The sequence below is a fragment of the Amycolatopsis vancoresmycina genome (assembly GCF_000716785.1).
Lineage (GTDB): Bacteria > Actinomycetota > Actinomycetes > Mycobacteriales > Pseudonocardiaceae > Amycolatopsis > Amycolatopsis vancoresmycina.
The window spans coordinates 332,361-354,969 of the sequence record NZ_JNYY01000006.1 but is presented as its reverse complement, the minus strand read 5'-3'; the positions used below and the strand labels follow the sequence as shown (position 1 = coordinate 354,969).

Here is a 22,609-nt window from a genome sequence, read left to right as displayed (position 1 = left end):
CCGGTTTTGTCGGTGGTCGCCGATAGCCTCGCGGGGTGAAGAAGGGGACCACCTACCGCTGCGGCAGCTGCGGGTACGAAGCGGCCAAGTGGCTCGGCCGGTGTCCGGAGTGCCAGGAATGGGGCTCGTTCGAGGAGCGCGGCGCGCCGGCCAAGCCGGCCATCCAGCGCGTCGCGGCCGGGGCGCCGAGCGCGCCGGCGCGGCCGATCGGCGAGGTCGACGTCGAGGCGGCGCGCGCCCGCCGCACCGGCGTCTCCGAGCTCGACCGGGTGCTGGGCGGCGGCCTGGTCCCGGGCGCGGTCGTGCTGCTCGCCGGTGAACCGGGTGTCGGCAAGTCGACCCTGCTGCTCGAGGTCGCCTACCAGTGGGCGAAGACCGTCGACCGGTCCCTCTACGTCACCGGCGAGGAGTCCGCGGGCCAGGTCCGGTTGCGTGCCGAGCGGACCGGCAACGTCCACGACCGGATGTACCTGGCCGCCGAAAGCGACCTCTCCGCCATCCTCGGCCACGTCGACGACGTCAAGCCGGGGGTGCTGATCGTCGACTCGGTGCAGACCATGGCGTCCCCGCAGGTCGACGGCTCGCCCGGCGGTGTGACGCAGGTCCGCGCGGTGACGTCCGGGCTGGTCGCGCTGGCCAAGGAACGCGGGCTGCCGGTGGTGCTGGTGGGGCACGTCACGAAGGACGGCTCGGTGGCCGGCCCGCGGGTGCTGGAGCACCTCGTGGACGTCGTGCTGCAGTTCGAGGGCGACAAGCACTCGACGCTGCGGATGGTCCGCGGCATCAAGAACCGGTTCGGCGCGGCCGACGAGATCGGCTGCTTCGAGCTGCAGGAAGAAGGCATCGTCGGGGTGCCGGACCCGTCGGGGCTGTTCATGAGCCGCACGGCCGAGCCGGTGTCCGGCACCGCGATCACCGTGTCGCTCGAAGGCAAGCGGCCACTGCTGGGCGAGGTACAGGCGCTGGTGTCCTCGACGTCGGCGCCCCAGCCGCGGCGGGCGGTCAGCGGCCTCGACTCCGCCCGGGTGGCGATGGTGCTGGCGGTGCTGGAGAAGCGCGGCGGGCTGAAGCTCGGCGACAAGGACGTCTACGCGGCCACGGTCGGCGGCATGAAGATCACCGAGCCGGGCATCGACCTGGCCCTGGTGCTGGCGCTGACGTCGAGCTTCGAAGACGTCGCCCTGTCACCGCGGCTGGTTTCGGTGGGCGAAGTCGGGCTGGCGGGCGAGATCCGGCGCGTGCCGAGCGTGGGCCGCCGCCTCGCGGAGGCGGCCCGGCTCGGCTTCACGCACGCGCTGGTCCCGCCGGACTCGGGCAAGGCGCCCGCCGGGATCCGGGTGCTGGAGGTGGCGAACGTCGCGGACGCGCTGAACGCGGCCAGTCACGCCCGCTGATCACCCCGAGGTCCGCGTGATGGCGTAGGAGTACTGCGTGTCCGGGGCGTCGGGCCGCTGCGGGGAGACGGGGAACCTCGTCGTCGTGGTGTTCGGCACGGCCACCGAGCTCGGCGGCGGCATGGGCGTGGTCATCGGCACCCCCTTGTTGCGCACGATGACCGGGGTCGGTGCGCTGTCCGCGGCCAGCAGCCGGGCCGTCGCCGGGTCGAGGAACAGCCGCTGCCCGGTGTCCTTGGCCACGTAGACGGTGGCGGGCTGCTGGTCCGGCGTGGTCTGGTGGGGTGCCACGTAGATGCCCGGGGCGTTCGCCAGGGCGTCGAGCAGGGCGAACCGGACGTCACGCCGCGGCAGGCCGGTCTCCAGCACGCTCCGGACCATGCCGAGCATCTCCGTGGCGGAATGCGGCCGGCCGTTCTGCGGAACGGCGGCGCCGAGCAGGTCGGAGGCCAGCCGCTGGGCCAGCTTCTGCCGGTCGGGGACGAGTGCGGCGATGAAGGCCGCGTCGGGCGTCAGCCAGTTCATCTCGGGGACGGGGAACACGCCCGCGGGTCCGTATTCGTCGACGGGCTTGGGGAGTTCGCCGATCCGGTCGCTGGACCAGTGCGCGTCGCCGGTCAGCGTCGTGCGCCGGTGCCACACACCGGTGGGATCGGCCGGGATCCAGAGTTCGATCCGCCGCTGCACCTTGGCCGCGAACCCCGGCACCATGTACGTCGACCAGTCGCGCATCTCCGTGTAGTGGAACTCGCCGGGCGCGAGCGGGCGGTCGAGGTCGGAGAGCACGGCGGCGGGGCGGGCCGGCTCCGGCGCGTCCGGCGTCCACAGGGCCGCGGCGACGCCGAGCCCGCCGACCAGCGTCACGACGGCCGCGGCCACGGCGAGCCACCGCCACGCCCCGGACCGGTGCGGCCCGGCGGGCGGGGCCTCCTCGACGCCGGCGGCCGAAAGCAGGGACGCGCGGGCGAAGGCGAGCCCGCCTTCGTCGTCGCCGACGTCGCCGTGCAGGTCCTGGAGGGCGGCGTCGAGTTCGGCTTCGGACCAGATCTTCCGGACGTTGTCTTCACGCAAGGTCCGGCACCTCCTCTTGAGCCGGGGCGTTCGTCCTGAGCCAGCGTCTGATCCGGTGCAGCCGGGACCGGACCGTACCCGGCGGGATCCCGAGTGCCTCGGCGACCTCGGCCGGCTCCAGCCCGGCCCACGACACGAGCAGCAGCGTGTCGCGGTCGGCCGGGCTGAGCCGGGCCAGCGCGCCGGCCAGCCGGGCCGCGCGCACCTGGGCGTCGACCTGCTCGGCGACGCGGCCGTCGTGCGGTGCGTGGCTGGTGTCGCCGGTTCGCGCGAGCCGGGCCGTGGCCTGCAGCCCGCGCAACTCCGACCGCACGTGGTGGCGCAGCAGGTTGGTGGCGATGCCGTAGAGCCACGACCGCGCGGTGCCCAGCTCCGGCCGGTAGGTCTCGCGGCGCCGCAACGCGACCAGGAAGGTCTCGGCCACGAGGTCGTTCGCCGGTTCGACGCCGACCCGCCGGGCGAGGTAACGGCGCAACTGGGCGGCGTGGGCGTCGAAGAGCCGGCCGAACGCCGGCCCGGGCTCGGGTCCGCCCAGGTCCGGGCGGTCGTGGCCCCAGAGCTCCGACCCTTCGTGGATCACCTGCATGCCCCCAGTTGCCCGCAGCCTTCACGAGCGTTCACGGCGAACCTACGTCAGACGTTCAACAGGCCCCAATACAGCGCCCACGGGACGAACAGGACGCCGCCGGCGAGCAGCACGCCGAGCCGGAGGGAACGCCGGCGCCACCACGCCACCGCCGTGCCGATCGCCGCGGCCACCACACCCACCGAGAGCAGCTGCAGCACCAGCCACGGCAGCGGTCGGCCCAGCAGCACCGGGCCCAGCGACCGGCCCATGGTCAGCTGGATCAGCACGTCGACACCCAGGAAGCCGAGCACGGCGAGCAGCCCGGTCGCCGAGAGCCAGCGCGCCGGCCGGGCCGCCGGGCCCCGGCGGAACAACGGGTACCAGGCGAACGCCACCAGCAGCAGGGCTGCCACGGCCAGCTGGAGCCACGTCGTCTCGTACCAGCGCAACGGCGTGATCTCGACGCTCGGCCGGTCCTGGGCCGGTGGCGCGTCGGCGCTGGACACGGCCGGCGGGTGCTGCACCCAGCTGCCCACCAGCTCGAGGTAGCCGGGTGCGTAGCCGGGCAGCTTGTCGAAGCCGTCCGTGGTCCGCCGCAGCTGGTGCTGGGTGTCGGGGAAGACCCGCAGCGTGTGCTGCGCGACGGACTCCTCGAAGATCCGCAGCGCCTCGCCCGGCGGTGTCAGGACGTCCTTCGCGCCCCACAGCCCGAGCACCGGACGGCGCAGGCTCTTCAGCACCGGGACGGGGTCGTAGTACGCCTCCGGGAACACGCCACCGCCGACCAGCTGGCGCATCATGGTCGACGACGCCATCCGCACGACCGAGCCGTCCATCCCGAGGCGCCGCAGCTGGTTCTCGACCGCCCACGCCTGCTGCTGCGCCGGTTTGACGCCGTTCGCCCCGACCGTCACGACGAAAGCGACGTCCGCGGACCGGGAAGCCGCCAGCGGCGCCACCCAGCCGCCTTCGCTCAGCCCCCAGACGCCGACCCGCGCCGGGTCGACGTCCGGCCGTTTCCGCAACGCCTCGACCGCGGCCAGCGCGTCGTCCGCGAGCGTCGAATACGAGCGTTCGAACTGCGAATAGCCTTCGGTGCGCTTGTCGTAGATGAGCGTCGCGATGCCCTGCCGTGCAAAGGCTTCCGCTTGGTCGCGGTAGTCCTCCCGGCTGTGCGCCCCCGAGCCGTGGACCATCACCAGGCCGGGCAGTTTCGTGCCGCCGGGTGGTGCGACGACCGTGCCGTGCAAGGTCACGCCGCCGTTCGTGAACGTCACTTCGCCGTCCGCCGCCGACGCCGGTGGCGCCAACGCCGCGCTAGCCAGGATCACCCCGGCCAGCAGAACCCCTCTTCGCATGGAAACCCCCTGGTGTCATGTCATTCCCCTGGATCCGGGAAGGCGAGCCAGCGCACGAGCACGCGCCGCGCTTCCGGTGACCGGTCGTCCTCGGCCCGCCAGTACCGGCGGAACAGCTCCATGTAGTCGTCCCAGAACTGCTTGAGCTCCTCGGCGGTGAGCCAGGTGCCGCCGCGCGCGTGGAGCAGGGCGTCCGGCCAGTCGCCGGGCAGCCCGTCGCGCTGTTCCGCGAACCGGTTGAGCTTTTCGAGGTCGTCCTCGAACCCCTGGCGCTGCATGTCGTCGAACAGCACCCGGGATTCGGCGCTCTGCTCGCTGCGGCGCGGCCACCGGATGTCCCGCGGCCGCGTCCGCCACCACCGTTCCTTGCCCCGCGCGAGCTCCGGGGCGTCCTCGACGAACCCGAACCGCGCCAGTTCCCGCAGGTGGTAACTGGTCGCGCCGGTGTTCTCGCCCAAAGCCTTGGCGAGCTTCGTGGCCGTGGCGGGCCCGGCCGACAGGACGCCGAGGATCCGGCGGCGCAGCGGGTGCGTGACGGCCTTGAGGGCGTCCGGGTCGAGCTCTTCCGGTGGTGGAGCGCTGGTCATGGGTTCACTGTAGCCATGCAAAGAAGATTGTGCAAAGAAATCTGTGCAACTTCGAGCAGACCGGTGCCCGTACCGGTCGTGAGTGTTTAGGCGGGTTCTAACCCGCCTAAACACTCACGAGGGCCGCGGCAGGAGTGTCCGAAGTGGACTCACCAGATCGGGTGGTCGCTGTACTTCCTGAGCGTCTGCACGGACGGCCGCACGTACACCATCCCGGCCAGGAAGCCGGTGGTGGCGAAGGCCAGCGTCGAGAACGTCGTGAGCAGGTCCGGTGCCCGCACGCGCGGGGTGTCGTGCCACACCCGGAACACGATCGGCACCGCGAACGAGCCGAGGATCAGCAGCAGGGTCAGCAGGTACGCGAACAGCAGGGCGCTGCGCGCCGACGCCGCACTGGCCACCACCAGGTAGTCGCCGCGGAGGCAGCGGCGGCACGTCAGGACCAGGACCGCGATCGCCAGCACGCCCAGCGGCGGCAGCACCGCCGCGGCCTTGCCCAGCAGCGCGTCCGGGAAGGCGTGGCCGTGCACGATGCCTTGCAGGAACGTCGTGAGCCCGAACAGCAGGACCATCCCGGCGATCATGGAGCAGCCGACGACGACCGAGCCCCAGCGCACGCGGTCGGCGAACCGCGGGGGCAGCGGCACGAACTCGACCTGTCCGAAAGTCCCCTGCACCCGTCTCACCTCCGAAAGTGCGTGAAGGCCACATTAAGGGACTCCGACTCCCTCAACGTGGCCTTCACGGACTTTCGGACCGAAAGGGCTAACTGGCCGCCAGCAAGTTGGCGCACCGGATCAGCCCGATGTGCGAATACGCCTGCGGGTGGTTGCCCAGCGACCGTTCCGCGATCGGGTCGTACTGCTCCGGCAGCAGCCCGGTCGGGCCGGCCGCCGCGACGATCTGGTCGAACAGCTCCTGCGCCTCGGTGCGGCGTCCGGTGAGCAGGTACGCCTCGATCAGCCAGGCCGCGCAGATGTGGAAGCCGCCTTCGCCGCCGGGCAGGCCGTCGTCGCGGCGGTAACGGTACACAGTGGACCCGCTGCGCAGCTCCGCCTCGATCGCCGTCACCGTCTGCTGGAACCGGTCGTCGGCCGGGTCGATCAGGCCGGTGAGCCCGACGAACAGCGACGCCGCGTCCAGGTCCGTGCCGTCGTAGGCCGTGGTGAACGCCTGGACCTCGTCGTTCCAGCCGTGGGTGAGGACGTCGGCCTTGATCTCTTCGCGCAGGCCGTGCCAGTTGCCCGGGATCTCCCGGCCGTACTGCTCGCCCAGCGTGATCGCGCGGTCGATCGTCACCCAGCACATGACCCGGGAGTAGACCCGGTGGCGCGGCACGTGCCGCTCTTCCCAGATCCCGTGGTCCGGCTCGTTCCAGCGCCGCGTCACGGCTTCCGCCATCGCGCGCACCAGCTGCCAGTCCTCGTCGCGCAGTTCGTGCCGCGCCTCCGCGAGCGTCCGGACGAGCTCGACGACCGGGCCGAAGACGTCCAGCTGCACCTGGTGGTTCGCCAGGTTGCCGACGCGGACCGGGCGCGAACCGGCATAGCCGGGCAGCGACTCGATGACCGCTTCGGCACCGATCACGCTGCCCGCGAGGGTGTACAGCGGGTGCAGGCGCTCGGGGCCGGCCAGCGTGGCGAGCACGCCGTGCAGCCAGCGCAGGTAGCCCTCGGCCTCCTCGATCGAGCCCAGGTGCACGAGCTCCCGCACGGTCATCGCGGCGTCGCGGATCCAGCAGTAGCGGTAGTCCCAGTTGCGGACGCCGCCGATCTCCTCCGGCAGCGACGACGTCGCCGCGGCGAGCACGCCGCCGGTGTCGGTGTTGACCAGCCCGCGCAGCGTCAGCGCCGAGCGCAGCACCAGGTCGGTCTGCACCGCCGGCAGCTGCAGCTTCGACGTCCACTCGCTCCAGTAGCGGCCCGCGCGGTCCCGGCGTTCCACTTCGGACAGTTCGTGGGCGCCGAGGTCGGTGGTGCCGCAGCGCAGTTCGAGCACGACCGGCCGGGTCGGCGTCGGCTGCACGAGCGCGGTCGCGGTGTCGTGCAGGCCGTCGGAGGTGATGGTCCACTCGACGCCGGGCGAGTACAGCACGAACGGCTCCGACGTGCCGAGCACCCGGACGCCGCCTTCGGTGATCTCCAGCTTCACCGGCACGCCGCCGAACTCGGGCCGCGGCGCGAACTTGACGTCCGCCGCCGCCTCGCCGGAGATCACGCGCACCAGATCCGTCCGGTGTGGAGCGCTCTCCGGCTCGAGGTAGTCGGTGACGAGCAGGCGCGACCAGCGCGTCTCGACCGTCATCGTGTTGGGCAGGTAGCGCTGGCCGAGCGGGAGGCCGTTGCGGTGCGGCTTGATGGAGAAGTGCCCCGCGCCCTCGCCGCCGAGCAGGTCGGCGAACACCGCCGGCGCGTCCGGGCCGGGGTGGCAGAGCCAGGTCAGCTTGGCGTCCGGGGTGACCAGCGCGACCGACCGCTCGTTGGCCAGCATCGACAGCCGCTCGATCGGCGGGGCCGACTCGCCGTAGAGCCAGTTGCGCCGCTCTTCGAGGAGGAAGCCGAGCACCAGCGCGACGTCCACGGTGTCGGGCACGCGGAACCCCGCGAGCGTCTCGCCGTCGCCGACCTTGATGCCCAGGTCCGGGCCGGACAGCCGGGCGAAGGCCTTCTCGTCGGTGACGTCGTCGCCGAGGAAGATCGCGGCCGTGGCGCCGACCTGGTGGCGGAGGATGTCCAGTGCGCGGCCTTTGTCCGTTTGGACGACCGCCAGCTCGACCACCTCCTTGCCGTCGGTGGTCGACACGCCTTCCCAAGTGGACGGTCCGGCGTGGACGGCGGCGAGCACGCGGCGGCCTGCCTCGTGCTCGGCGCGGCGCACGTGCACCGCGATGCTCGCCGGCTTGACCTCGAGCGACACGCCCGGGACGTCCAGCACGAGTTGTTCGAGCTCCGACTCCAGCCGCCGGTGCAGCTCCCGCGCCCGCTCGTCGAGGGCGTGGATGAAGCCGATGTCGAACTCCGAGCCGTGGCTGCCGACGAGGTTCACCTCGGACGGCAGCCGCGAGAGGGTGGCCAGGTCCCGCAGCGCCCGGCCGGAGATGACCGCCGTGGTGGTCTCGTGCAGACCGGCGAGCGATCTGAGGGCCCCGACGGACTCCGGCAGCGGGCGTGCCTCGTCCGGGTTGAGCGTGATGGGTGCCAGCGTGCCGTCGTAATCGCAGGCGACCAGCAGACGCGGAGTACGGGCGATCTGGACGATCGCGCGCCGCAACTCGGCGGGCAGGGCCTCGGCAGTCAACACTCCTCCTCAGGAGCTCGTGCATGGTCGTTCGGGTCAGTCGACCGCTTCGGCACCCAGAGCCTGTAGGAATGAGCGAGCCCAACGATCGACATCGTGCGTGAGGACCTGGCGACGCATGGCGCGCATCCGGCGACGGCCCTCTGCCGGGTCGAGGGTAATGGCAGCCACTAGTGCGTCCTTCACCCCGTCCAGGTCGTGGGGGTTCACCAGGAATGCGCTAGAGAGCTCCGCGGCCGCGCCCGCGAACTCGGAAAGCACCAGCGCACCGCCCAGGTCGTGCCGGGCGGCGACGTACTCCTTGCAGACCAGGTTCATGCCGTCGCGCAGCGGGGTCACGACCATGACATCGGCAGCGGAGAAGAACCCGGCCAGCTCCGTCCGGTCCACGGACTGGTGGAGGTAGTGCACGACCGGGTGGCCGACGCGGGCGAACTCGCCGTTGATCCGGCCGACCATCTGCTCGATCTCGCCGCGCATCCGCTGGTAGTGCTCGACGCGCTCGCGGCTCGGGGTGGCGAGCTGGACGAACGTGACGTCGTCCGGCTGCAGCCTGCCCTCGTGCAGCAGCTCGTGCAGCGCCTGCAGCCGCAGGTCGATGCCCTTGGTGTAGTCGAGCCGGTCGACGCCGAGCAGCACCGTCTTGGGGTTGCCCAGGTCGCGCCGCAGCTGCGCGGCCCGCTCCTGGACGCCCTTCGTGCGGGCCAGGTTGTCCAGCCCGGCGGCGTCGATCGAAATGGGGAAGGCGCCGACCCGGACGGTCCGGTCGCCGACCTGCATGGTGCCCGGCCGCGACCGGACGCCGACCGCGCCGCGCGTCGACTCGAGGCCGATCAGCTGGCGGCACAGCCACAGGAAGTTCTGCGCCCCGCCGGGGCGGTGGAAGCCGACGAGGTCCGCGCCGGTGAGGCCGCGGATGATCGCGGCGCGCCACGGCATCTGCATGAACAGCTCGACCGGCGGGAACGGGATGTGCAGGAAGAAGCCGATGCGCAGGTCGGGCCGGAGTTCGCGGAGCATCGCCGGGACGAGCTGGAGCTGGTAGTCCTGGATCCACACCGTCGCGCCCTGTGCGGCGACGTCGGCGCTGGCCTGCGCGAACCGGCGGTTCACCTTGACGTAGCTGTTCCACCACGCGCGGTCGAACACCGGGCGCTCGACGACGTCGTGGTAGAGCGGCCAGAGCGTCGCGTTGGAGAAACCTTCGTAGTAGTCGCGGACTTCGTCGGCGCTCAACGACACCGGGTGCAGCACGAGGCCGTCGTCGTCGAACTCCTCCACGTCGACGTCCGGGATGCCCGGCCAGCCCACCCAGGCCCCCTTGCGCGACCGCAGGAACGGCTCCAGCGCGGAGACGAGCCCGCCCGGGCTGGCCGTCCAGCGGCGCTCGCCGTCCGCCGTGCGTTCGAGGTCCACCGGTAGCCGGTTCGCCACCACGACGAAATCGGCCTGGTTCGAGTTCTCCTTCTGGTCACTCACGTCGCCTGCTCCTCGCGTCCGGGTCGCGGCCCCAGGGTGAAACCCTATCGCGTGAGCGATGAACAACCGGTGACCGCGGTGTTACTCCAAGCTCCGTTCGGTCGGTTCGAGCGGACCAGCCATCCGTGGTCCGGCGAACCGCCGCTCGAGCCGGCCGAGTCCGGTACGCACCGGCTGGGCCAGCCATTCCCCGAGTACCACGCCCGCTGCCAGGGCAAGCCCGATTGCGACGGCCGTCATGAGGGTGGAGATGTTGCCACTGGGCTCGACCCCGATCTGGTACAGACCACGGTAGGTCGACAGGCCGGGAAGCAGGGGAGTGATCCCGGACACGGCTACGACCAGTGGAGTAACGCCGAGCCGCCGCGCGAGCACGCCACCGCAGAACCCGACCAGCGTCGCGGCCACCGCGGACGAGCTGACGCCGTCCAGCTTGGCCAGCATGAGGGAGCCGTAGACGGCGGCGCCGATGCCCCCGGCGGCCGCCGCGACCAGCATGGCGCGCATCTTCGAGTAGCTCGCGAGCGCGAAGCAGGCGGCGGCGCCGGCCCCGCCGAGCACCACGAGCGGCAGCTGCTGCGGCGTCGAGCCGGGCACCTCGGGCAGCGGCGTGCGCGGCAGGCCGAGCATGACGGCGATCCGCAGCGCGAGCACGACCCCGGCGATCAGGCCGGCCGACATCAGCGCGGTCTCCATGGTGCGGCCGGCGGCGGTGACGTTGTAGCCGGTGATGGCGTCCTGCACGGCCGAGACGGTGGACAGCCCGGACAGCAGCACGGTGACCGCGGCCGCGACGACCAGCGTCGGCTTGTCGGTGGTCAGGACGTTGCTGCTGACGATGACCATGGCCGACAGCGTGGCGACCAGGCCGCCGACGACCTGCTGGAAGAAGAACGGCAGGCCGTACCGGTTCACGACCCGGCCGACCCGGTCGATGACGCCGCTGATGACGAAGGCGACGAGCGCGATGTCGAAGCCGCCGCCGAGCAGGATGGTGACGAACGCGGCGACCCCGCCCCAGGACAGCGTCGCGACCCAGCGCGGGTACGGGTGCGGCGCGGAGGTGATCCGCTCGAGCTCGGTCTGCGCCTGCTCGGCCCCCATGTGCCCGCGCACGATCCGGCGGACGAGCTTCTCGGTCTCGGTCAGCCGCGTGTAGTCGAGGCTCCGGCTCCGCACGACCCGCAGCGCGGTGATGGGTGTCAGGTCGGTGCCGCGGTGGCAGGTGACGGTGATCGACGTGAAGATGACGTCGACCTCGCAGTGCGGCAGCCCGAGCGCGCCGGCGATGGCGATGATGGTCGCGGTCACGTCGGACGCGCCAGCACCGCTGGCCATCTGGACCTCGCCGATGCGCAGGGAGAGGTCGAGCACGAAGTTGACGGTGGCCTCGTCGGGCAGCTGCGGCCCCATGGCCTCGGCGGCATCGACGGCGGGAAACTCACCGGTGGGCGCCTCGAGGACGTGCCACGGCCGGCGCTTGAGGAGGTTGGGACGGTGGGCCCGGGGCCGTTGCGCGGGAGGTTCGAGGAGGGGCCATCTGGTCGCCCGGCCCCCGTTGGTGCGCTCGTTGATCTTCATGATCCATCCACCTCCTCGCTCGTTCCCCGATGACCATCGACGGCCACCCGCCGACCGTTGCACGGATCATGGAGTGGCCTTCACCACGTCCCTCCATAGTGGCCTGGACCTGCGGACGATGCCTCCCGAACGGATCAAGGACGGCGGCTCGGTACACTGTGCCCGGCGTCCTGGGCGCCAGGCCGGTATAGCTCAGCTGGTAGAGCATCTGTCTTGTAAACAGAAGGTCAGGGGTTCGAGCCCCCTTGCCGGCTCCTGCAAAACGCGCGTTTGACCTGTGCTTTTCCTGGAAATCGGGCAGGGTGTGCCTGACCGGTTGGGTGACTCGCGCCGCTCGCCCGGCCGTGGTCTCGCCCCTGTTCCGGATGGCCGGCTCCGAGCTTGCGTTCGAGCGCGCTCGAAGCTTTAGCGTCGCTGCCATGACGACACAGACTTGGATCATCACCGGCGCGACCCGCGGTCTCGGGCGCGCACTGGCGGAATCGGCCCTCGCTACTGGCGACAACGTGGTGGCCGCGGTGCGCCGGCCGGAGCGTGTGGCCGACCTGGAAACCAAGTACCCCAACACTTTTCAAGCCGTGAGGTTCGACGCTCGCGACACCGGCGGGGCCGCTGCCCTGGTGCAGGCGGCGATCGACCGCTTCGGCCAGCTCGACGTCCTGGTCAACAACGCCGGCCGCGCGGTGGTCGGCGCTGTCGAAGAGGTCGGTGACGCGCAGTTGCGTGAGCTGATGGATCTGCACCTGTTCGGCCCGGCCGCGCTGGTCCGCGCGGCGCTGCCCGCCATGCGCGAGCGCGGGAGCGGGACGATCGTGCAGATGAGCAGCCAGGGCGGGCGGCAGTCCTTCCCCGGGGTGTCGGCGTATTCGGCGTCGAAGTTCGCCCTCGAAGGCTGGTCGGAGTCCCTGGCGGGCGAGGTCGCCGGGTTCGGGATCCGGGTGATGCTCGTGGAGCCGAGCCGGTTCCGCACCGGGTTCAACGAGGCCGAAGTACTGGAGTTCGCCGAGCCGTCCGAAACCTACCGCGACCTGCTCGCCCGGGTGCGCGCGGACATGGCCGGTGCCGACGGCCGTCAGGAAGGCGACCCGGTCCGGGCCGCGGACATCATCGTGTCCGTCGTGCACGGCGACGACGTGCCGCTGCGGCTGCCGCTGGGCAGCGAGGCCGTCGAGCGGCTCACCCGGGCCTACCGGCGCGACCTCGAAGGCGTCGAGCGGTGGGCCGAAACCGCCCGCAGCGCCGATTTCGCCGACGTCCCGCCCTCTTCGCGGCCGATCTAGGCTGGACGGCATGGCCACGGACGAGCTGCTGACCAGGGCGCTGGCGATGCTGGGCGAAGACGACGTGTCGGTCGAGGCGATCCACCGGCTGACCGACGTGGGCGGGATGACCGAGCCGATGACGATCGCCGAGGTCGCCGACATGCTCGACATCTCGCCGCACACCCTCCGCTACTACGAACGCGCCGGGCTCGTCGAGGTCGGCCGCGACAGCAGCGGATACCGCGTCTACGACGAAGAAGCGGTGCGGCGCCTGGTGTTCCTGACCCGGATGCGGCTGTCCGGGATGCCGATGCGCGACCTGCAGCACTACATCGAGCTCGTCGACGCCGGGGCGGACACCGTGCCCGAGCGGCTCGACATGCTCGTCGAGCACCGCGACACGATCCGGCGGCGCATCCGCGAGCTGACGCTGTCCCTCGCCGCGACCGAATACAAGATCGCCACGTACGGCGGCTCGACCGGACCGGAGACGACCTCCGGCCCGGCGCGAGCCGAGACCCCCTGAGCAAGTCGCGCTAATCAGGGTTAGGTGAGGCCCTGGTTCTCCGCTTGACCAGTGCCTCATCGCGGCTGAGGGTGGCAGCCCGTTCGAGCCGGGCCGGGCCCGGGGAACCCACGTCTCGACGGGAGGTGTCGGGGTTCCCGTCTCATCGCCTCGTCGGCATGAGCGCGGCTGCGCTGGTGGCGGATTCGGCCGCTGTGGCCGGTGACTCCTGCCCCTGTCAGCTGAACAGCCAAGACGTCTCGCCGACCGGCTGAGAAAACCGGTCCGCGCTCTCAGGCCAGGCGTCCTATAACGGTGTTACTGATCCGTCGACTGCTCTGGGGAGAGATTCACGATGACCACTCGATCACGCCTGCGCGCGCTCGCCATCGGGCTCGCCACGACCCTGCCGCTGGTGGGCGGCACCACCGCGGCCGTGGCCGATCCGGCCACGACGGTCAGCGTCAGCGGTTCCGGGCACGGGCTGCTGCCCGGCGACCGGTTCCCGATGTGGGCCGGCGAACCGGTCACCTTCGGCCTGGACGCCCACGCGACCCCGCAGCCCGGAAACCCGTGGCACGCCACGGGCCAGTGGCAGGCGGTGCACACCGAGCCGGACGGCAGCCTCTACGCGGCGTTCGGCGGCACCATCGACACGCTGACGGCGGCCGGCTCACTCGCGGTGCTCAACGGCGTCGTCACCTGGAAGAACAATCCGGGCAACCCGGATCTGCCGATGATCGGCACCCCGGTCGCGCTGAGCGTGGCCGACCGCCCCGACGGCGACCGTGTCGGCTTTGCCTGGGGCTTCGCCGGCGAGCCGGTCGCCCCGGGGCAGGCGCACGTACCGTTCCTCGCGCTCGACCAGAGCACGCTCACCGTTCACACGCCGGTGCCGGGGCCACGCGGCGGCGTTCCCGGCAGCCGGAACGGCCTGCCCGAACGGCACATCAAGGGCACTCTCGACCAGGGGGGCCGCAAGATCAAGGTGAACGCGGACGCACCCGCGGGCGCACCACCGTCGGCGGCGACCGGCACGATCACCATCAGCGACGGCGCGGCAACCACGTTCGACGCGACGGTCACGGAACTCGACGCGAGCGGCCCGGTGGCGATCGCCACCGCAACGGTGACGGCAGGCAGCGATCGGTCGCTGATCGGCCGCCGGATCTCGGTGTCCGTCTACGACGGCGGCCGGTTCGACTGGGCAGACGTGGTGCCTCCAGGCCAGGAAGTTCTGCCCTATCAGGGGGTTGTGCCGTGGCGGCCGGCGATTCGGAGTGACCTGACTGTGCTCGATTGAGCACGACGCCCGCGCAATCGAAGTACGCCTCGGGGCTCGTTTTCCAGCGCGTTTCTCGCGTTGAGGGTGTGAGCAGAGTTCAGGGCCGGACGCGGGTGTGCGTCCGGCCCTGAAAGTGGGTGAGCGGTGCTGCTATTTGCCCAGGAGCGCGGTCAGCCCCGTGAGCGAGGCCGACTTGGTCAGGTCGGACAGCCCGTTCAGGGTCGGGAGTGCTCCGTTGGTGCTCGGCAGCAGGCCGCCCAGCAGGGGAAGGCCGGCTGCGGGCAGGTGCGTGCGCCGGCCGTCGGTCGGCTGACCGGCCTCGGTCGGGATGGCGGTGCTGAGGCCGGTGACTCGGGTGCCGGCCGCGGGATCGAGGGGCTGGGTGGAGAGGTCACCGCGGACCGGCAGTGCCGGCAGGTGGCCGTCGACGGGCGTGCCCGTGGGTCGGTCGGCCGTCGCCGTTAGGGGCAGGGTGGGCAGTTCGGTCGCGGCCAGCTCACTGCCCAGCGGGGCGTTGAGATCTTGTTCCGGCTGGTCGCCGTCGGCTTCGGGGCGCGGCGCCGGATCGAGCGGGAACAGGTGCAACGGCACCGTGTGCAGCACCGGGTCGAGGGCTTGAACCGGGTGCTGCAGATCCACGCTGGTCGCGGCCAGCTGGTCCAGAGGTGAGGCGGGCGCGCCGGGGTTGTCGGTCTCGGCCGCGGAGGCGCTACCGGCGCCGACCGTCAGCAGGGCGCCGCTGACCAACGCGATCTGCAGGGTTCGCTTCGTGTGCACGCGCATGACAAATACTCCTTCGATCAACAATGGAGGTGAGAAATGCTTGACTGACCAGGTTTCTGCCGGTGAAGGGGTCGGCCCGCATATGCAGGCAGGCTTCACTGCAGATATCGACCCGTGGCGGTATCAGTCCGGCGTGACGCCCGGCTGGATTTCGGCCGACGTCACGGCCTGGCCCGGCACGCCATTCCGGTGGTGCGACGGCTGCGGGTGTTGCGCGCCGGCCGGCTGCACCGCGTCGCCGCCACTGCGGTCGTGGCCGGTGGCGTGACCGGCACTGGCAGGCACCACGCAGGACGGCAGCCACGGTCGTCCTGCGAGTCCACCTGTGCCGTGATCGGACCGGGGCTCAGTGAGTGGCTGCTCGGTGATCGCTGTCGTGGCCGGGCGAACCGGGATCGTCACCAGGGCACGGTCAGTCGGACGTTCCCGCCCGCCGCTGTTCGCCGGTGCGTGCGCGAGGTCGTTCGACCCCGCGGGAGCAGGGACTTCGGGCGTGGAGCCGATGTCGTGGTGTGGGTCGTCGGTCGCCGTGATCAGTCGCGTCAGGTCGGTCGCCGTCACGGCGATGCGTCCGATCGCGGGGACGGTGCCCGGCACGGAAGCCACCGTGTGGGACGCGCTTGTTTCGAGCGCGTCGGCCAGCGCGGCCGTGGGGGCGGCTGATCCGGACAGGTCGCGCACCCGGGCAACGGTGGCCGGCGCAGCGTCGGTGGCGTGCCCTACCACGGGAACCGAGCCGTTCGCCTGCGTACGGGCGGGGTCGATGGTCGGCACGACCGCCGGGACACTCGACCCGATCGGCTCGTCCATGACCCGGGTCACGGTACTGGCTGATGCTGTGCCCGTCAGCCATGCGATCGCGGAGACCGCAGCGGCGCCACCGATCACGACCAACGCGCGCCCGAGGATCCGACTGGCATTCACCGCGTCGCCTCCCCGGTTCGTCGCACATCACGCCGATTCGCCCGTTCACCATAATCACACGTCGTGCATCGGTCCCGCTTACCCCCGTTTCCGGGACCGTATTGATCCGGTTTCGACCGTTGCGAAACTCATGCCCACCGGGCCGACCAGTGGAAATGAACTCGGTTGAAGTCGAATGGGTGCACGCTGAGCGTGCGCCGTCAATTCATCCGATATGGCTACAATGCCCCTGAGCTTCGAATGGTTCACGTGACACGATCAGGGGGCTTGTGTGTCAATCGCGGCGGAGCGGGGCCCTCGGCCGTGACGGCGTGAGCTGGGCGTTTCGACCAGGTTCGAACGGTCCGCCGGAGACATGATCACCTCGAAATACTCCGCGGGTCCTGATCGCCGACCCCATGGGGGGATCATGAAACGAACGCTGTCGATCCTGTTCGTCGTCTTCGCGGGTTTGCTGGCCTCGGTGGGTGTCGCGTCCGCGGCGCCTGCCCACCCCGTCACCGTCTACGCCCCGGTGGGGGTGTCGTCCGGCGACTCGGTCCTGGCCCTGTCGTGCTCGTCCGGGAACCTCTGCGTGTGGCCGGTCAGCGACGGCAGCCGCAACCGCTGCAGCTGGAGCAACGCGGACAACGACTGGCGGAGTGGATCGGTGACCTGTTCCTGGTCGGCCAGTCCGGTGAACGCCTCCTACAACCACGGGACCAGCAGCAGCTACGCCGGGGTCTGCATGTACACGCAGGCGAACTACGGGGGCAACGTCGGCTACTTCCTCTACCAGGGCCAGTCGGCCCCGGGCTTCCCGGGCGTGGTGATCCGCTCCCACAAGTGGGTGCCGACCGACACGTGCTTCTGACCGGCTGATCGCGACTGCGGCGGGTGCCCGGAGTGGACACCCGCCGCAGTCGTCCGTCTCGCGCTTCAGCCGTGCAGGGCGCTGCCGGCCTGCCAGGCGGTCCAGCTGATGGCCCAGTCGCCGTGGCCGTTGTTGATGGCCAGCTGGGGGCCGCCCGAGTTGGTGACCTCGACGACGTCACCGACGTTGAAGGTGTCGAAGAACCACTTGGCGTTCTCGGTGTTCATGTTGAGGCAGCCGTTGGAGACGTTGTCCCGGCCCTGCACGCCGACCGTCTTCAGGTTCTCGTGCAGGTACTCGCCGTCGCCGGAGATGCGGACGTTCCAGTTTTCCGGCGCGCTGTAGTAGCCGGGGTCGCCCTCGCAGACGCCGTAGGTGCAGGAGTCCATGATCTTGTGCTCTTCCTTCCCCAGCACGGTGTGCGTGCCGTTGAAGGTCGGCGTCGCACCCCGCGGCGGGGTGTCGGCGGTCTTGCCCATGCTGATCGGCGCGGTCTTGACCAGCTCGCCGTTGTGGAACGCCTTGATCTGGTGGGTCTTGCCGTCCGCCTTGGCGACCCAGGAGTCGTGCACCTTGTAGGTGGCCGAGACGTCCTGGCCGCCGTACGCGCCGCCCCCGATCGGCATGCCGAAGGTCGTGGTCTCGAGCTTCACGGTCGAGCCGGCCTTCCAGTAGTCCTTGGGCCGGTAGTGCACCTCGCGCTTGCCGACCCAGTACCAGCCGCCGTCCTGTGCGGGCGAGGACGTCACCTTGAAGGACTTCTCGACGGTGGCCTTGTCGGCGATGTCGTGGTCGAACTTCAGCCCGATGACCAGGCCGACGCCGAAGTCGCCCGAGGCCCCCTGGAAGAGCGCGGGCGTGGCGACCGCGGACGGCTTGATGGTGTGCACCTCCCCGCGCTGCTCGCTCGCGGCGCCCGCCGGGTTCACGGCGGTGGCGACCACCTGGTAGGTGGCCGCGTACCGGAGGCGGTCCTGGCTGGTCCAGGTCGTCTTGTCCGGCGAGAGCTCGCCCTTGACGGCGTTGCCGGTCTGCGGGTTCGTGACGGTGACCGCCTGCAGGGTCCCGCCCGCCGCCTTGACGACGATCGGGTCCTTGGGACTCAGCTGGTCCCCGCCCTCGAAGGCGACGGTTGCGGCCGGCACCCCGGGCACGGACGAGGTCCCGGTCCCGGTCGGGCCGGCCATCCCGGCCGCCTGCGCGGTCCCCACGGTTTCGGTCTGTCCACTGCAGGCGGCCAGCAACAACGCGGCCAAGCCCAGCCCGGCGATGCGGATCACTCTCACGATCCATCAGACGTGCGACGGAGCCCGGCGTTGTGTAACGATCCGATCTCTCGAGGCAGCGGCGGTCACTTGACCCAGATCCGCAGCACAGCGGCGACGAGCGCCACCAGGATGCCGGTGGTCAGCGCGCCGGTGGCCAGGGAGCGCAGCCGCCGGACGGCCCGTTCCCGGGGAGATCGGGTGCGGTACCTGGCCGCCGGGGTGAAGTCGGCGTCGCGGATCGGGGCGTGGTTGGCGACGTCGGTGATCAGCTCGGCCAGGTAGGCGGCGACGATCGGGCGGCGCCGCGGGTCGCGGGGGCTCTGCGCGAACCAGAGCAGCACCTCGCCGAGGGTCGTCGCCGTGCCGACGGATCGACCGCTCAGGTGAGCGGTGTCCCGGGTCAGCGCCCAGGCGACCCCGGCCGTCGTCCGGTGCCGATGGCGGGGGTTGCGCAGCAGAAGCTGGAAAAGCGGATCACGCCCGCGACTGCCTCGCAGGTCCAGGTGGGTGAACGACTCGATCGCAAGTTGCGTGGCGTCCGGCGACGGGTCCGGACACATCGCGCGGACCAGCCGGGCGCAGCGGACGGAAGACGCGAGCAGGCGAGATCGGATCGACAGCGAACGAACTCCGTACGCGGCGGCGAGGAGCCCGAAGTACGTGAAGGTCAGGACGAAGTAGTCGACCGGGTCGAGCGGGCTGGTGGAGATCTGCAGCACGTTCTGCACCCGGTTGAGCACGAATGTCGCGCACAACGCGAAGGCCGACACGGAGAACACCCACGTCGTGCCTTGCCGCCACAACGCCGTGGTGGCCGCTTTGACGGCGGCGGGCGGCACCCCGATCTTCCCCAGGTAGACGGACTCGGTGAGCCGTGGCGGGAAAGCCAGCAGCGTGACCGCGACCGCGGGACGGCCGCCGAGCAGGACGGCTGTGGCGGTGAGGTCGGGCCAGCGTCCGGGCCGCCGTGCGCGATCTCGATCGGAGGACTTTCCGCGGTTCAACCGCCGTGGCCGAGGAGGCCGAGGAGGTCCCGGGGCAGGTCCGGGGAGTCGTGGGGGCGCTCGGTGCCCTCGGTCGTTGTCTCCGTTCCGATGATCGTGTTCAGCATCGTCTCCATTTGAGGCGTGCTGAACCTGCGGGCCTTCGCCTGCGGTGTCACGTGCAACGCGTCGGCGATCTTCTGCGCGTACACGTCCGGCTGGTTGCCGTCCGCTGCCGGGGCGTATGCCTCCATCACCTCGAGGAGCGTCGGGTCCTCGCCCAGGTTCGGGTTGTGGAACAGCTGGAACCGCAGGTTCTCGCGCGCCGCCTTCCGGCCCGTTTCGGCGTCCGGGAAGATCAGGAACAGGCGCTCGTCGTGGCCGATCGAGCCCGACAGCGGCTCGTCGCGCCGCAGGGCGCCCGGGTTGTTCGTGCGCCAGGCCAGTGTTCCGTCGAAGCGCACCGTCGACTCGTACACGATGAACTGCTTGCCCGCGAGGGTGATCGCGTCGCCCGCGCGGAGCTTGAGGTTCTTGTTCAGCTTGATGATCTCGATCAGGCCCGCGTGGTCGAGCAGCCCCGAGGCGAGCAGCGAGTCCTCCAGCCTGCGGCCGTCGGTGTGCTCCATGCCGTTCAGGTAGCGGGCGGCCTCCGCCCAGTCGTGCCGCCACACGTGGAACCGGACCGTGCCGATGATCGCCGCGCGCCGGTTGACGGCGACCACCGCGTCGACCACCGCTGTCGCGCCGTGGTGGCGGGCGCCCTCGGTCAGGTTCGCCAGCTGGGCCGGGTCCAACGTCCGCACCAGCGCCGCCAGGTTGTCCTTCGCGTCGGAGTTCGCCAGCTGCCAGGCCGCCCGCGCCCAGTCGCCGTCCTTCGCGTACTGCTTGAACTGGGCCTCGTCCTCCTTGCCCGCACGCTGGACCGCCAGCAGCCCGGCGACCGCCTGGTTGCCGGCGTGCCGCTGCAGGGCCTGGATGCGCCGGACGGCCGGGGTGCCTTCATGCCTGCCCGCCCGGTCGCCCCGCGGTGCGTGGACCGGTTGCGCGCGCCGATCCCGCCGGACTGGGCCCGTCATGGCGCCCACTCTACCAGTCCGAATTGTTTCGATAAATGCGTTGACCCGGCCCGGCCGGCTGCGCAATGATGGTCGCACACAAAACAACGGGAGTGATCATGATGCACACGTCGAACGCGGAGGCGCGGCACACCGCCGAAGCCGTCGTGTGTGCGTCGATGGCCTGCTGCCTGCGGTGGCACCACCTTCCCGGCTCTCCACCATGACCTGAGTGCGTGTCATGGCACGGGAGCCGCCCTTCGGGAAACCGATCCGGGCGGCTTTCTCTTTTGTGTGCTCGCAATTCTTATATCGGCGTGCTTCGGAAGCGGCGTGGTCTCCAAAACCGCGGCCTGAGGGTTCGACTCCTTCCGCCGGTGCCTTTTTCCCTGCGCTCGTCTCGGCCGCAACAGTGCGGGCGACGCGGGTGCGTCCCCGTAGCTCAGTGGACAGAGCAGCGGCTTCCGAAGCCGCAGGTCGCCGGTTCGACTCCGGCCGGGGGCACCAGCCGGCGCGCCGAGGGGGCGTGCCGGCCCGGCGGCGCGTTGGTCCAGCGGTACGGATCCCCGGTTCTCACCCGGGAGACCCGGGTTCGACTCCCGGACGCGCTACCGGGGAGACGCGCCGGAGCGCGGGCGATCCTTGCACGATCGCCTCGGTGGGTTCGACACCCACGTCTTCCACCGTGGCCGATGCCGAAGGAGACGAGGCCCCGGGCTGTGGCCCCGGGCGAAGCCGGTGCGAGTCCGGTCGGCCACTCACGCGCGCGGTTCGGCAACCAGCGGGGCCTCATAAGCCCCGCCGACGTGGATCGACACCACGGCGCGCGACGGCACCACCTGACCCGTGTCATGACGGTCATGAGGCGGCCTGCAAAGCCGCCGGTACCGGGTTCGACTCCCGGGCGGGTCTCCGAACGGCGGAAACTGTCGGTGCCCCGGTTTAGCCTGCTTGCACCAGGTCCGAACCGGGGAGGAAACCATGACCACCACGCACACGCTCGAAAGACCCGAGGCCGGCATCGTCTACGACGTCCACGGCCCGTCGCCCGCCGAAAGCCCGCGGCCACCACTGCTCATGGTGGGGCAGCCGATGACCGCCGAGGGCTTCGGCACCCTGGCGTCGCACTTCCCCGACCGCACGGTGGTCACCTACGACCCGCGCGGGCTCGGGCGCAGCGTCCGCAAGGACGGGCGCGAAGACCACGTGCCCGCCCTCCAGGCTGACGACCTGCACGCCGTGATCCAGGCGCTCGGCGCCGGCCCGGTCGACGTGTTCGGCAGCAGCGGCGGCGCGGTCACCGCGCTCGCCCTGGTCGCGGCCCACCCCGGGGACGTCCGGACCCTCGTCGCCCACGAGCCGCCGCTCATCCGGTCGCTGCCCGATGCCGCCGCGGCCGAGCGCGCCTCCCAGGCCATGCGGGACGCCTACCAGGCCAAGGGGTTCGGCGCCGGGATGGCGGCGTTCATGGCGCTGGGGTCGTGGTGCGGCGAGTTCACCGAGGACTTCTTCGCGCTCCCACCGGCCGATCCGGCCCAGGCCGGCCTGCCCACCGAGGACGACGGCCGTCGCGACGACCCGCTGTTGTCCGAACGCTCCGTGGCCGTCACCGCGTACGAGCCCGACGTCGAGGCACTGGCCGCGGCGCCGACGCGCATCGTCGTCGCGGTGGGCGTGGAGTCCCGTGACGTCTTCACCGGCCGGGCCGCGATCGGGACAGCCGCGCTGCTCGGGCAGGAGGCGACTGTCTTCCCGAGCCACCACGGCGGCTTCCTCGGCGGCGAGTTCGGCTACGCCGGCCAGCCCGAAGCGTTCGCCCGGAAGCTGCGGGAGGTCCTCGAAGGCTGAACCGAGCCCTCTCCGCCGACGCCGGCGGTGAACACCCGCGCGAGCGCCGGGGGCGAGGCGTAGGCCGGGTTCGTCCGGCGGTACGCCGACCAGCTGGCCAGGCTGGTCGAGCACCTGGGGCCGGAAGAGCACTGACGGCCGGGTGCGCGCTCAGTGCGTGACGGGTTCGGACGTGGACACCGCCGGGCCGGCGCCGGTGCCGGGCGTGGTGGCGGACTCGGACGGCCCGGCCATGGCCAGCCCGGCGACCAGCGCGAGCGCGACGATGAACAGGGCCGTGCGGACGAGGGCGGAAACGGAACAGACGACCATCATGGCAGGCTCCTGGCGATTTTCCCGTTGCTGCGGGAGAGTGATTCCGCGGTGTTCCGCGGAATTGCGGACTGGTTCAATCATGTGCCAGGAGACAGCGGGCGACAAGGCGTTTCCCGTTTCCGGAAACGGCTTCCGACCAGGAAACCCCGGGACACCGGCGGCAGCCGGGATTCCTGGTCCTCGGAACTCA

Annotated in this window: 20 protein-coding genes and 4 tRNA genes; 10 read left to right on the top strand and 14 right to left on the bottom strand. The window is 71.1% G+C overall.

What is annotated here, in order from left to right:
• Window positions 1-35: 35 nt before the first annotated feature.
• Entirely contained in the window at window positions 36-1,394 is a 1,359-nt protein-coding gene (gene radA, locus OO60_RS16725) for a DNA repair protein RadA (RefSeq protein WP_033261621.1), read from the top strand.
• Here the strand turns inward: radA and OO60_RS16720 are convergent, their stop codons facing one another.
• The 8 genes from OO60_RS16720 to OO60_RS16685 form a co-directional block, all read right to left on the bottom strand.
• Window positions 1,395-2,465, bottom strand: a complete 1,071-nt coding sequence (locus tag OO60_RS16720) for a CU044_5270 family protein (RefSeq protein WP_003075463.1) — start codon at window positions 2,463-2,465, stop codon at window positions 1,395-1,397.
• Window positions 2,458-3,051 carry an RNA polymerase sigma factor gene (locus OO60_RS16715; protein ID WP_033261620.1) on the bottom strand — a complete coding sequence of 198 codons (594 nt, stop codon included), beginning with the start codon at window positions 3,049-3,051 and terminating at the stop codon, window positions 2,458-2,460. Before OO60_RS16715 ends, OO60_RS16720 begins: the two co-directional genes overlap by 8 nt.
• Window positions 3,052-3,098: 47 nt before the next feature.
• On the bottom strand, window positions 3,099-4,364 hold the full coding sequence (locus OO60_RS16710; RefSeq protein ID WP_003060786.1) for an alpha/beta hydrolase family protein: 1,266 nt from the start codon (window positions 4,362-4,364) through the stop codon (window positions 3,099-3,101).
• 47 nt (window positions 4,365-4,411) lie between these two features.
• On the bottom strand, window positions 4,412-4,978 hold the full coding sequence (locus OO60_RS16705) for an ArsR/SmtB family transcription factor (protein ID WP_003060783.1): 567 nt from the start codon (window positions 4,976-4,978) through the stop codon (window positions 4,412-4,414).
• 149 nt (window positions 4,979-5,127) lie between these two features.
• The gene (locus tag OO60_RS16700; RefSeq protein WP_003060780.1) at window positions 5,128-5,655 is read right to left on the bottom strand and encodes a hypothetical protein; all 528 of its coding nucleotides are present in this window, start codon (window positions 5,653-5,655) and stop codon (window positions 5,128-5,130) included.
• Between the two features lie 88 nt (window positions 5,656-5,743).
• The gene (otsB, locus tag OO60_RS16695; protein WP_003060778.1) at window positions 5,744-8,275 is read right to left on the bottom strand and encodes a trehalose-phosphatase; all 2,532 of its coding nucleotides are present in this window, start codon (window positions 8,273-8,275) and stop codon (window positions 5,744-5,746) included.
• Between the two features lie 36 nt (window positions 8,276-8,311).
• Window positions 8,312-9,754: an alpha,alpha-trehalose-phosphate synthase (UDP-forming) gene (locus OO60_RS16690; protein ID WP_003060772.1), complete on the bottom strand. Its 1,443-nt coding sequence runs from the start codon at window positions 9,752-9,754 to the stop codon at window positions 8,312-8,314.
• An 81-nt stretch (window positions 9,755-9,835) separates the two neighbouring features.
• Window positions 9,836-11,335, bottom strand: coding sequence for a threonine/serine exporter family protein (locus OO60_RS16685; RefSeq protein WP_003060770.1), 1,500 nt, complete (start codon window positions 11,333-11,335; stop codon window positions 9,836-9,838).
• Window positions 11,336-11,516: 181 nt separating this feature from the next.
• Here OO60_RS16685 and OO60_RS16680 point away from each other — a divergent pair.
• From OO60_RS16680 to OO60_RS16665, 4 genes are all read left to right on the top strand, one after another.
• A tRNA-Thr gene (locus OO60_RS16680) sits at window positions 11,517-11,589 on the top strand.
• Window positions 11,590-11,754: 165 nt separating this feature from the next.
• Complete coding sequence (locus OO60_RS16675; RefSeq protein WP_033261619.1) at window positions 11,755-12,615, top strand: SDR family NAD(P)-dependent oxidoreductase; 861 nt, start codon at window positions 11,755-11,757, stop codon at window positions 12,613-12,615.
• Window positions 12,616-12,625: 10 nt separating this feature from the next.
• Window positions 12,626-13,123, top strand: a complete 498-nt coding sequence (locus OO60_RS16670; RefSeq protein ID WP_003060764.1) for a MerR family transcriptional regulator — start codon at window positions 12,626-12,628, stop codon at window positions 13,121-13,123.
• 334 nt (window positions 13,124-13,457) lie between these two features.
• The gene (locus OO60_RS16665) at window positions 13,458-14,405 is read left to right on the top strand and encodes a hypothetical protein (RefSeq protein WP_003060762.1); all 948 of its coding nucleotides are present in this window, start codon (window positions 13,458-13,460) and stop codon (window positions 14,403-14,405) included.
• Window positions 14,406-14,537: 132 nt separating this feature from the next.
• Here OO60_RS16665 and OO60_RS16660 read toward each other — a convergent pair whose 3' ends face one another.
• Both OO60_RS16660 and OO60_RS16655 read right to left on the bottom strand, forming a co-directional pair.
• A complete protein-coding gene (locus OO60_RS16660; RefSeq protein WP_003060759.1) occupies window positions 14,538-15,170 on the bottom strand; it encodes a hypothetical protein in 633 nt (210 codons plus the stop codon).
• 123 nt (window positions 15,171-15,293) lie between these two features.
• The gene (locus tag OO60_RS16655) at window positions 15,294-15,980 is read right to left on the bottom strand and encodes a hypothetical protein (protein ID WP_003060757.1); all 687 of its coding nucleotides are present in this window, start codon (window positions 15,978-15,980) and stop codon (window positions 15,294-15,296) included.
• Window positions 15,981-16,503: 523 nt separating this feature from the next.
• Here OO60_RS16655 and OO60_RS16650 point away from each other — a divergent pair.
• A complete protein-coding gene (locus tag OO60_RS16650) occupies window positions 16,504-16,947 on the top strand; it encodes a hypothetical protein (protein ID WP_003060754.1) in 444 nt (147 codons plus the stop codon).
• A gap of 65 nt (window positions 16,948-17,012) precedes the next feature.
• On the opposite strand, the gene OO60_RS16645 is transcribed toward OO60_RS16650, so the two are convergent.
• The 3 genes from OO60_RS16645 to OO60_RS16635 form a co-directional block, all read right to left on the bottom strand.
• Window positions 17,013-18,227 carry a L,D-transpeptidase gene (locus OO60_RS16645; protein WP_003060750.1) on the bottom strand — a complete coding sequence of 405 codons (1,215 nt, stop codon included), beginning with the start codon at window positions 18,225-18,227 and terminating at the stop codon, window positions 17,013-17,015.
• Window positions 18,228-18,298: 71 nt separating this feature from the next.
• Window positions 18,299-19,219, bottom strand: coding sequence for a hypothetical protein (locus OO60_RS16640; RefSeq protein ID WP_003060748.1), 921 nt, complete (start codon window positions 19,217-19,219; stop codon window positions 18,299-18,301).
• Window positions 19,216-20,277, bottom strand: coding sequence for a hypothetical protein (locus OO60_RS16635; protein ID WP_003060746.1), 1,062 nt, complete (start codon window positions 20,275-20,277; stop codon window positions 19,216-19,218). Before OO60_RS16635 ends, OO60_RS16640 begins: the two co-directional genes overlap by 4 nt.
• Window positions 20,278-20,567: 290 nt before the next feature.
• Here OO60_RS16635 and OO60_RS46465 point away from each other — a divergent pair.
• From OO60_RS46465 to OO60_RS16620, 4 genes are all read left to right on the top strand, one after another.
• Window positions 20,568-20,636, top strand: a tRNA-Trp gene (locus OO60_RS46465).
• A 51-nt stretch (window positions 20,637-20,687) separates the two neighbouring features.
• Window positions 20,688-20,763: transfer RNA gene (locus OO60_RS16630), tRNA-Arg, on the top strand.
• Window positions 20,764-20,795: 32 nt separating this feature from the next.
• A tRNA-Glu gene (locus tag OO60_RS16625) sits at window positions 20,796-20,867 on the top strand.
• 370 nt (window positions 20,868-21,237) lie between these two features.
• A complete protein-coding gene (locus OO60_RS16620; RefSeq protein ID WP_003060743.1) occupies window positions 21,238-22,104 on the top strand; it encodes an alpha/beta fold hydrolase in 867 nt (288 codons plus the stop codon).
• Window positions 22,105-22,254: 150 nt separating this feature from the next.
• On the opposite strand, the gene OO60_RS46460 is transcribed toward OO60_RS16620, so the two are convergent.
• A complete protein-coding gene (locus OO60_RS46460; RefSeq protein ID WP_155848832.1) occupies window positions 22,255-22,419 on the bottom strand; it encodes a hypothetical protein in 165 nt (54 codons plus the stop codon).
• Window positions 22,420-22,609: the final 190 nt, after the last annotated feature.

What these genes read in the sequence shown, in the direction of transcription:
- OO60_RS16715 (WP_033261620.1), bottom strand. Translation starts at nt 3,051, where the DNA reads ATGCAGGTGATCCACGAAGGGTCGGAGCTCTGGGGCCACGACCGCCCG.
- OO60_RS16705 (WP_003060783.1), bottom strand. Translation starts at nt 4,978, where the DNA reads ATGACCAGCGCTCCACCACCGGAAGAGCTCGACCCGGACGCCCTCAAG.
- OO60_RS16685 (WP_003060770.1), bottom strand. Translation starts at nt 11,335, where the DNA reads ATGAAGATCAACGAGCGCACCAACGGGGGCCGGGCGACCAGATGGCCC.
- OO60_RS16675 (WP_033261619.1), top strand. Translation starts at nt 11,755, where the DNA reads ATGACGACACAGACTTGGATCATCACCGGCGCGACCCGCGGTCTCGGG.
- OO60_RS16670 (WP_003060764.1), top strand. Translation starts at nt 12,626, where the DNA reads ATGGCCACGGACGAGCTGCTGACCAGGGCGCTGGCGATGCTGGGCGAA.
- OO60_RS16665 (WP_003060762.1), top strand. Translation starts at nt 13,458, where the DNA reads ATGACCACTCGATCACGCCTGCGCGCGCTCGCCATCGGGCTCGCCACG.
- OO60_RS16660 (WP_003060759.1), bottom strand. Translation starts at nt 15,170, where the DNA reads ATGCGCGTGCACACGAAGCGAACCCTGCAGATCGCGTTGGTCAGCGGC.
- OO60_RS16655 (WP_003060757.1), bottom strand. Translation starts at nt 15,980, where the DNA reads ATGGACGAGCCGATCGGGTCGAGTGTCCCGGCGGTCGTGCCGACCATC.
- OO60_RS16650 (WP_003060754.1), top strand. Translation starts at nt 16,504, where the DNA reads ATGAAACGAACGCTGTCGATCCTGTTCGTCGTCTTCGCGGGTTTGCTG.
- OO60_RS16635 (WP_003060746.1), bottom strand. Translation starts at nt 20,277, where the DNA reads ATGACGGGCCCAGTCCGGCGGGATCGGCGCGCGCAACCGGTCCACGCA.
- OO60_RS16620 (WP_003060743.1), top strand. Translation starts at nt 21,238, where the DNA reads ATGACCACCACGCACACGCTCGAAAGACCCGAGGCCGGCATCGTCTAC.
- OO60_RS46460 (WP_155848832.1), bottom strand. Translation starts at nt 22,419, where the DNA reads ATGATGGTCGTCTGTTCCGTTTCCGCCCTCGTCCGCACGGCCCTGTTC.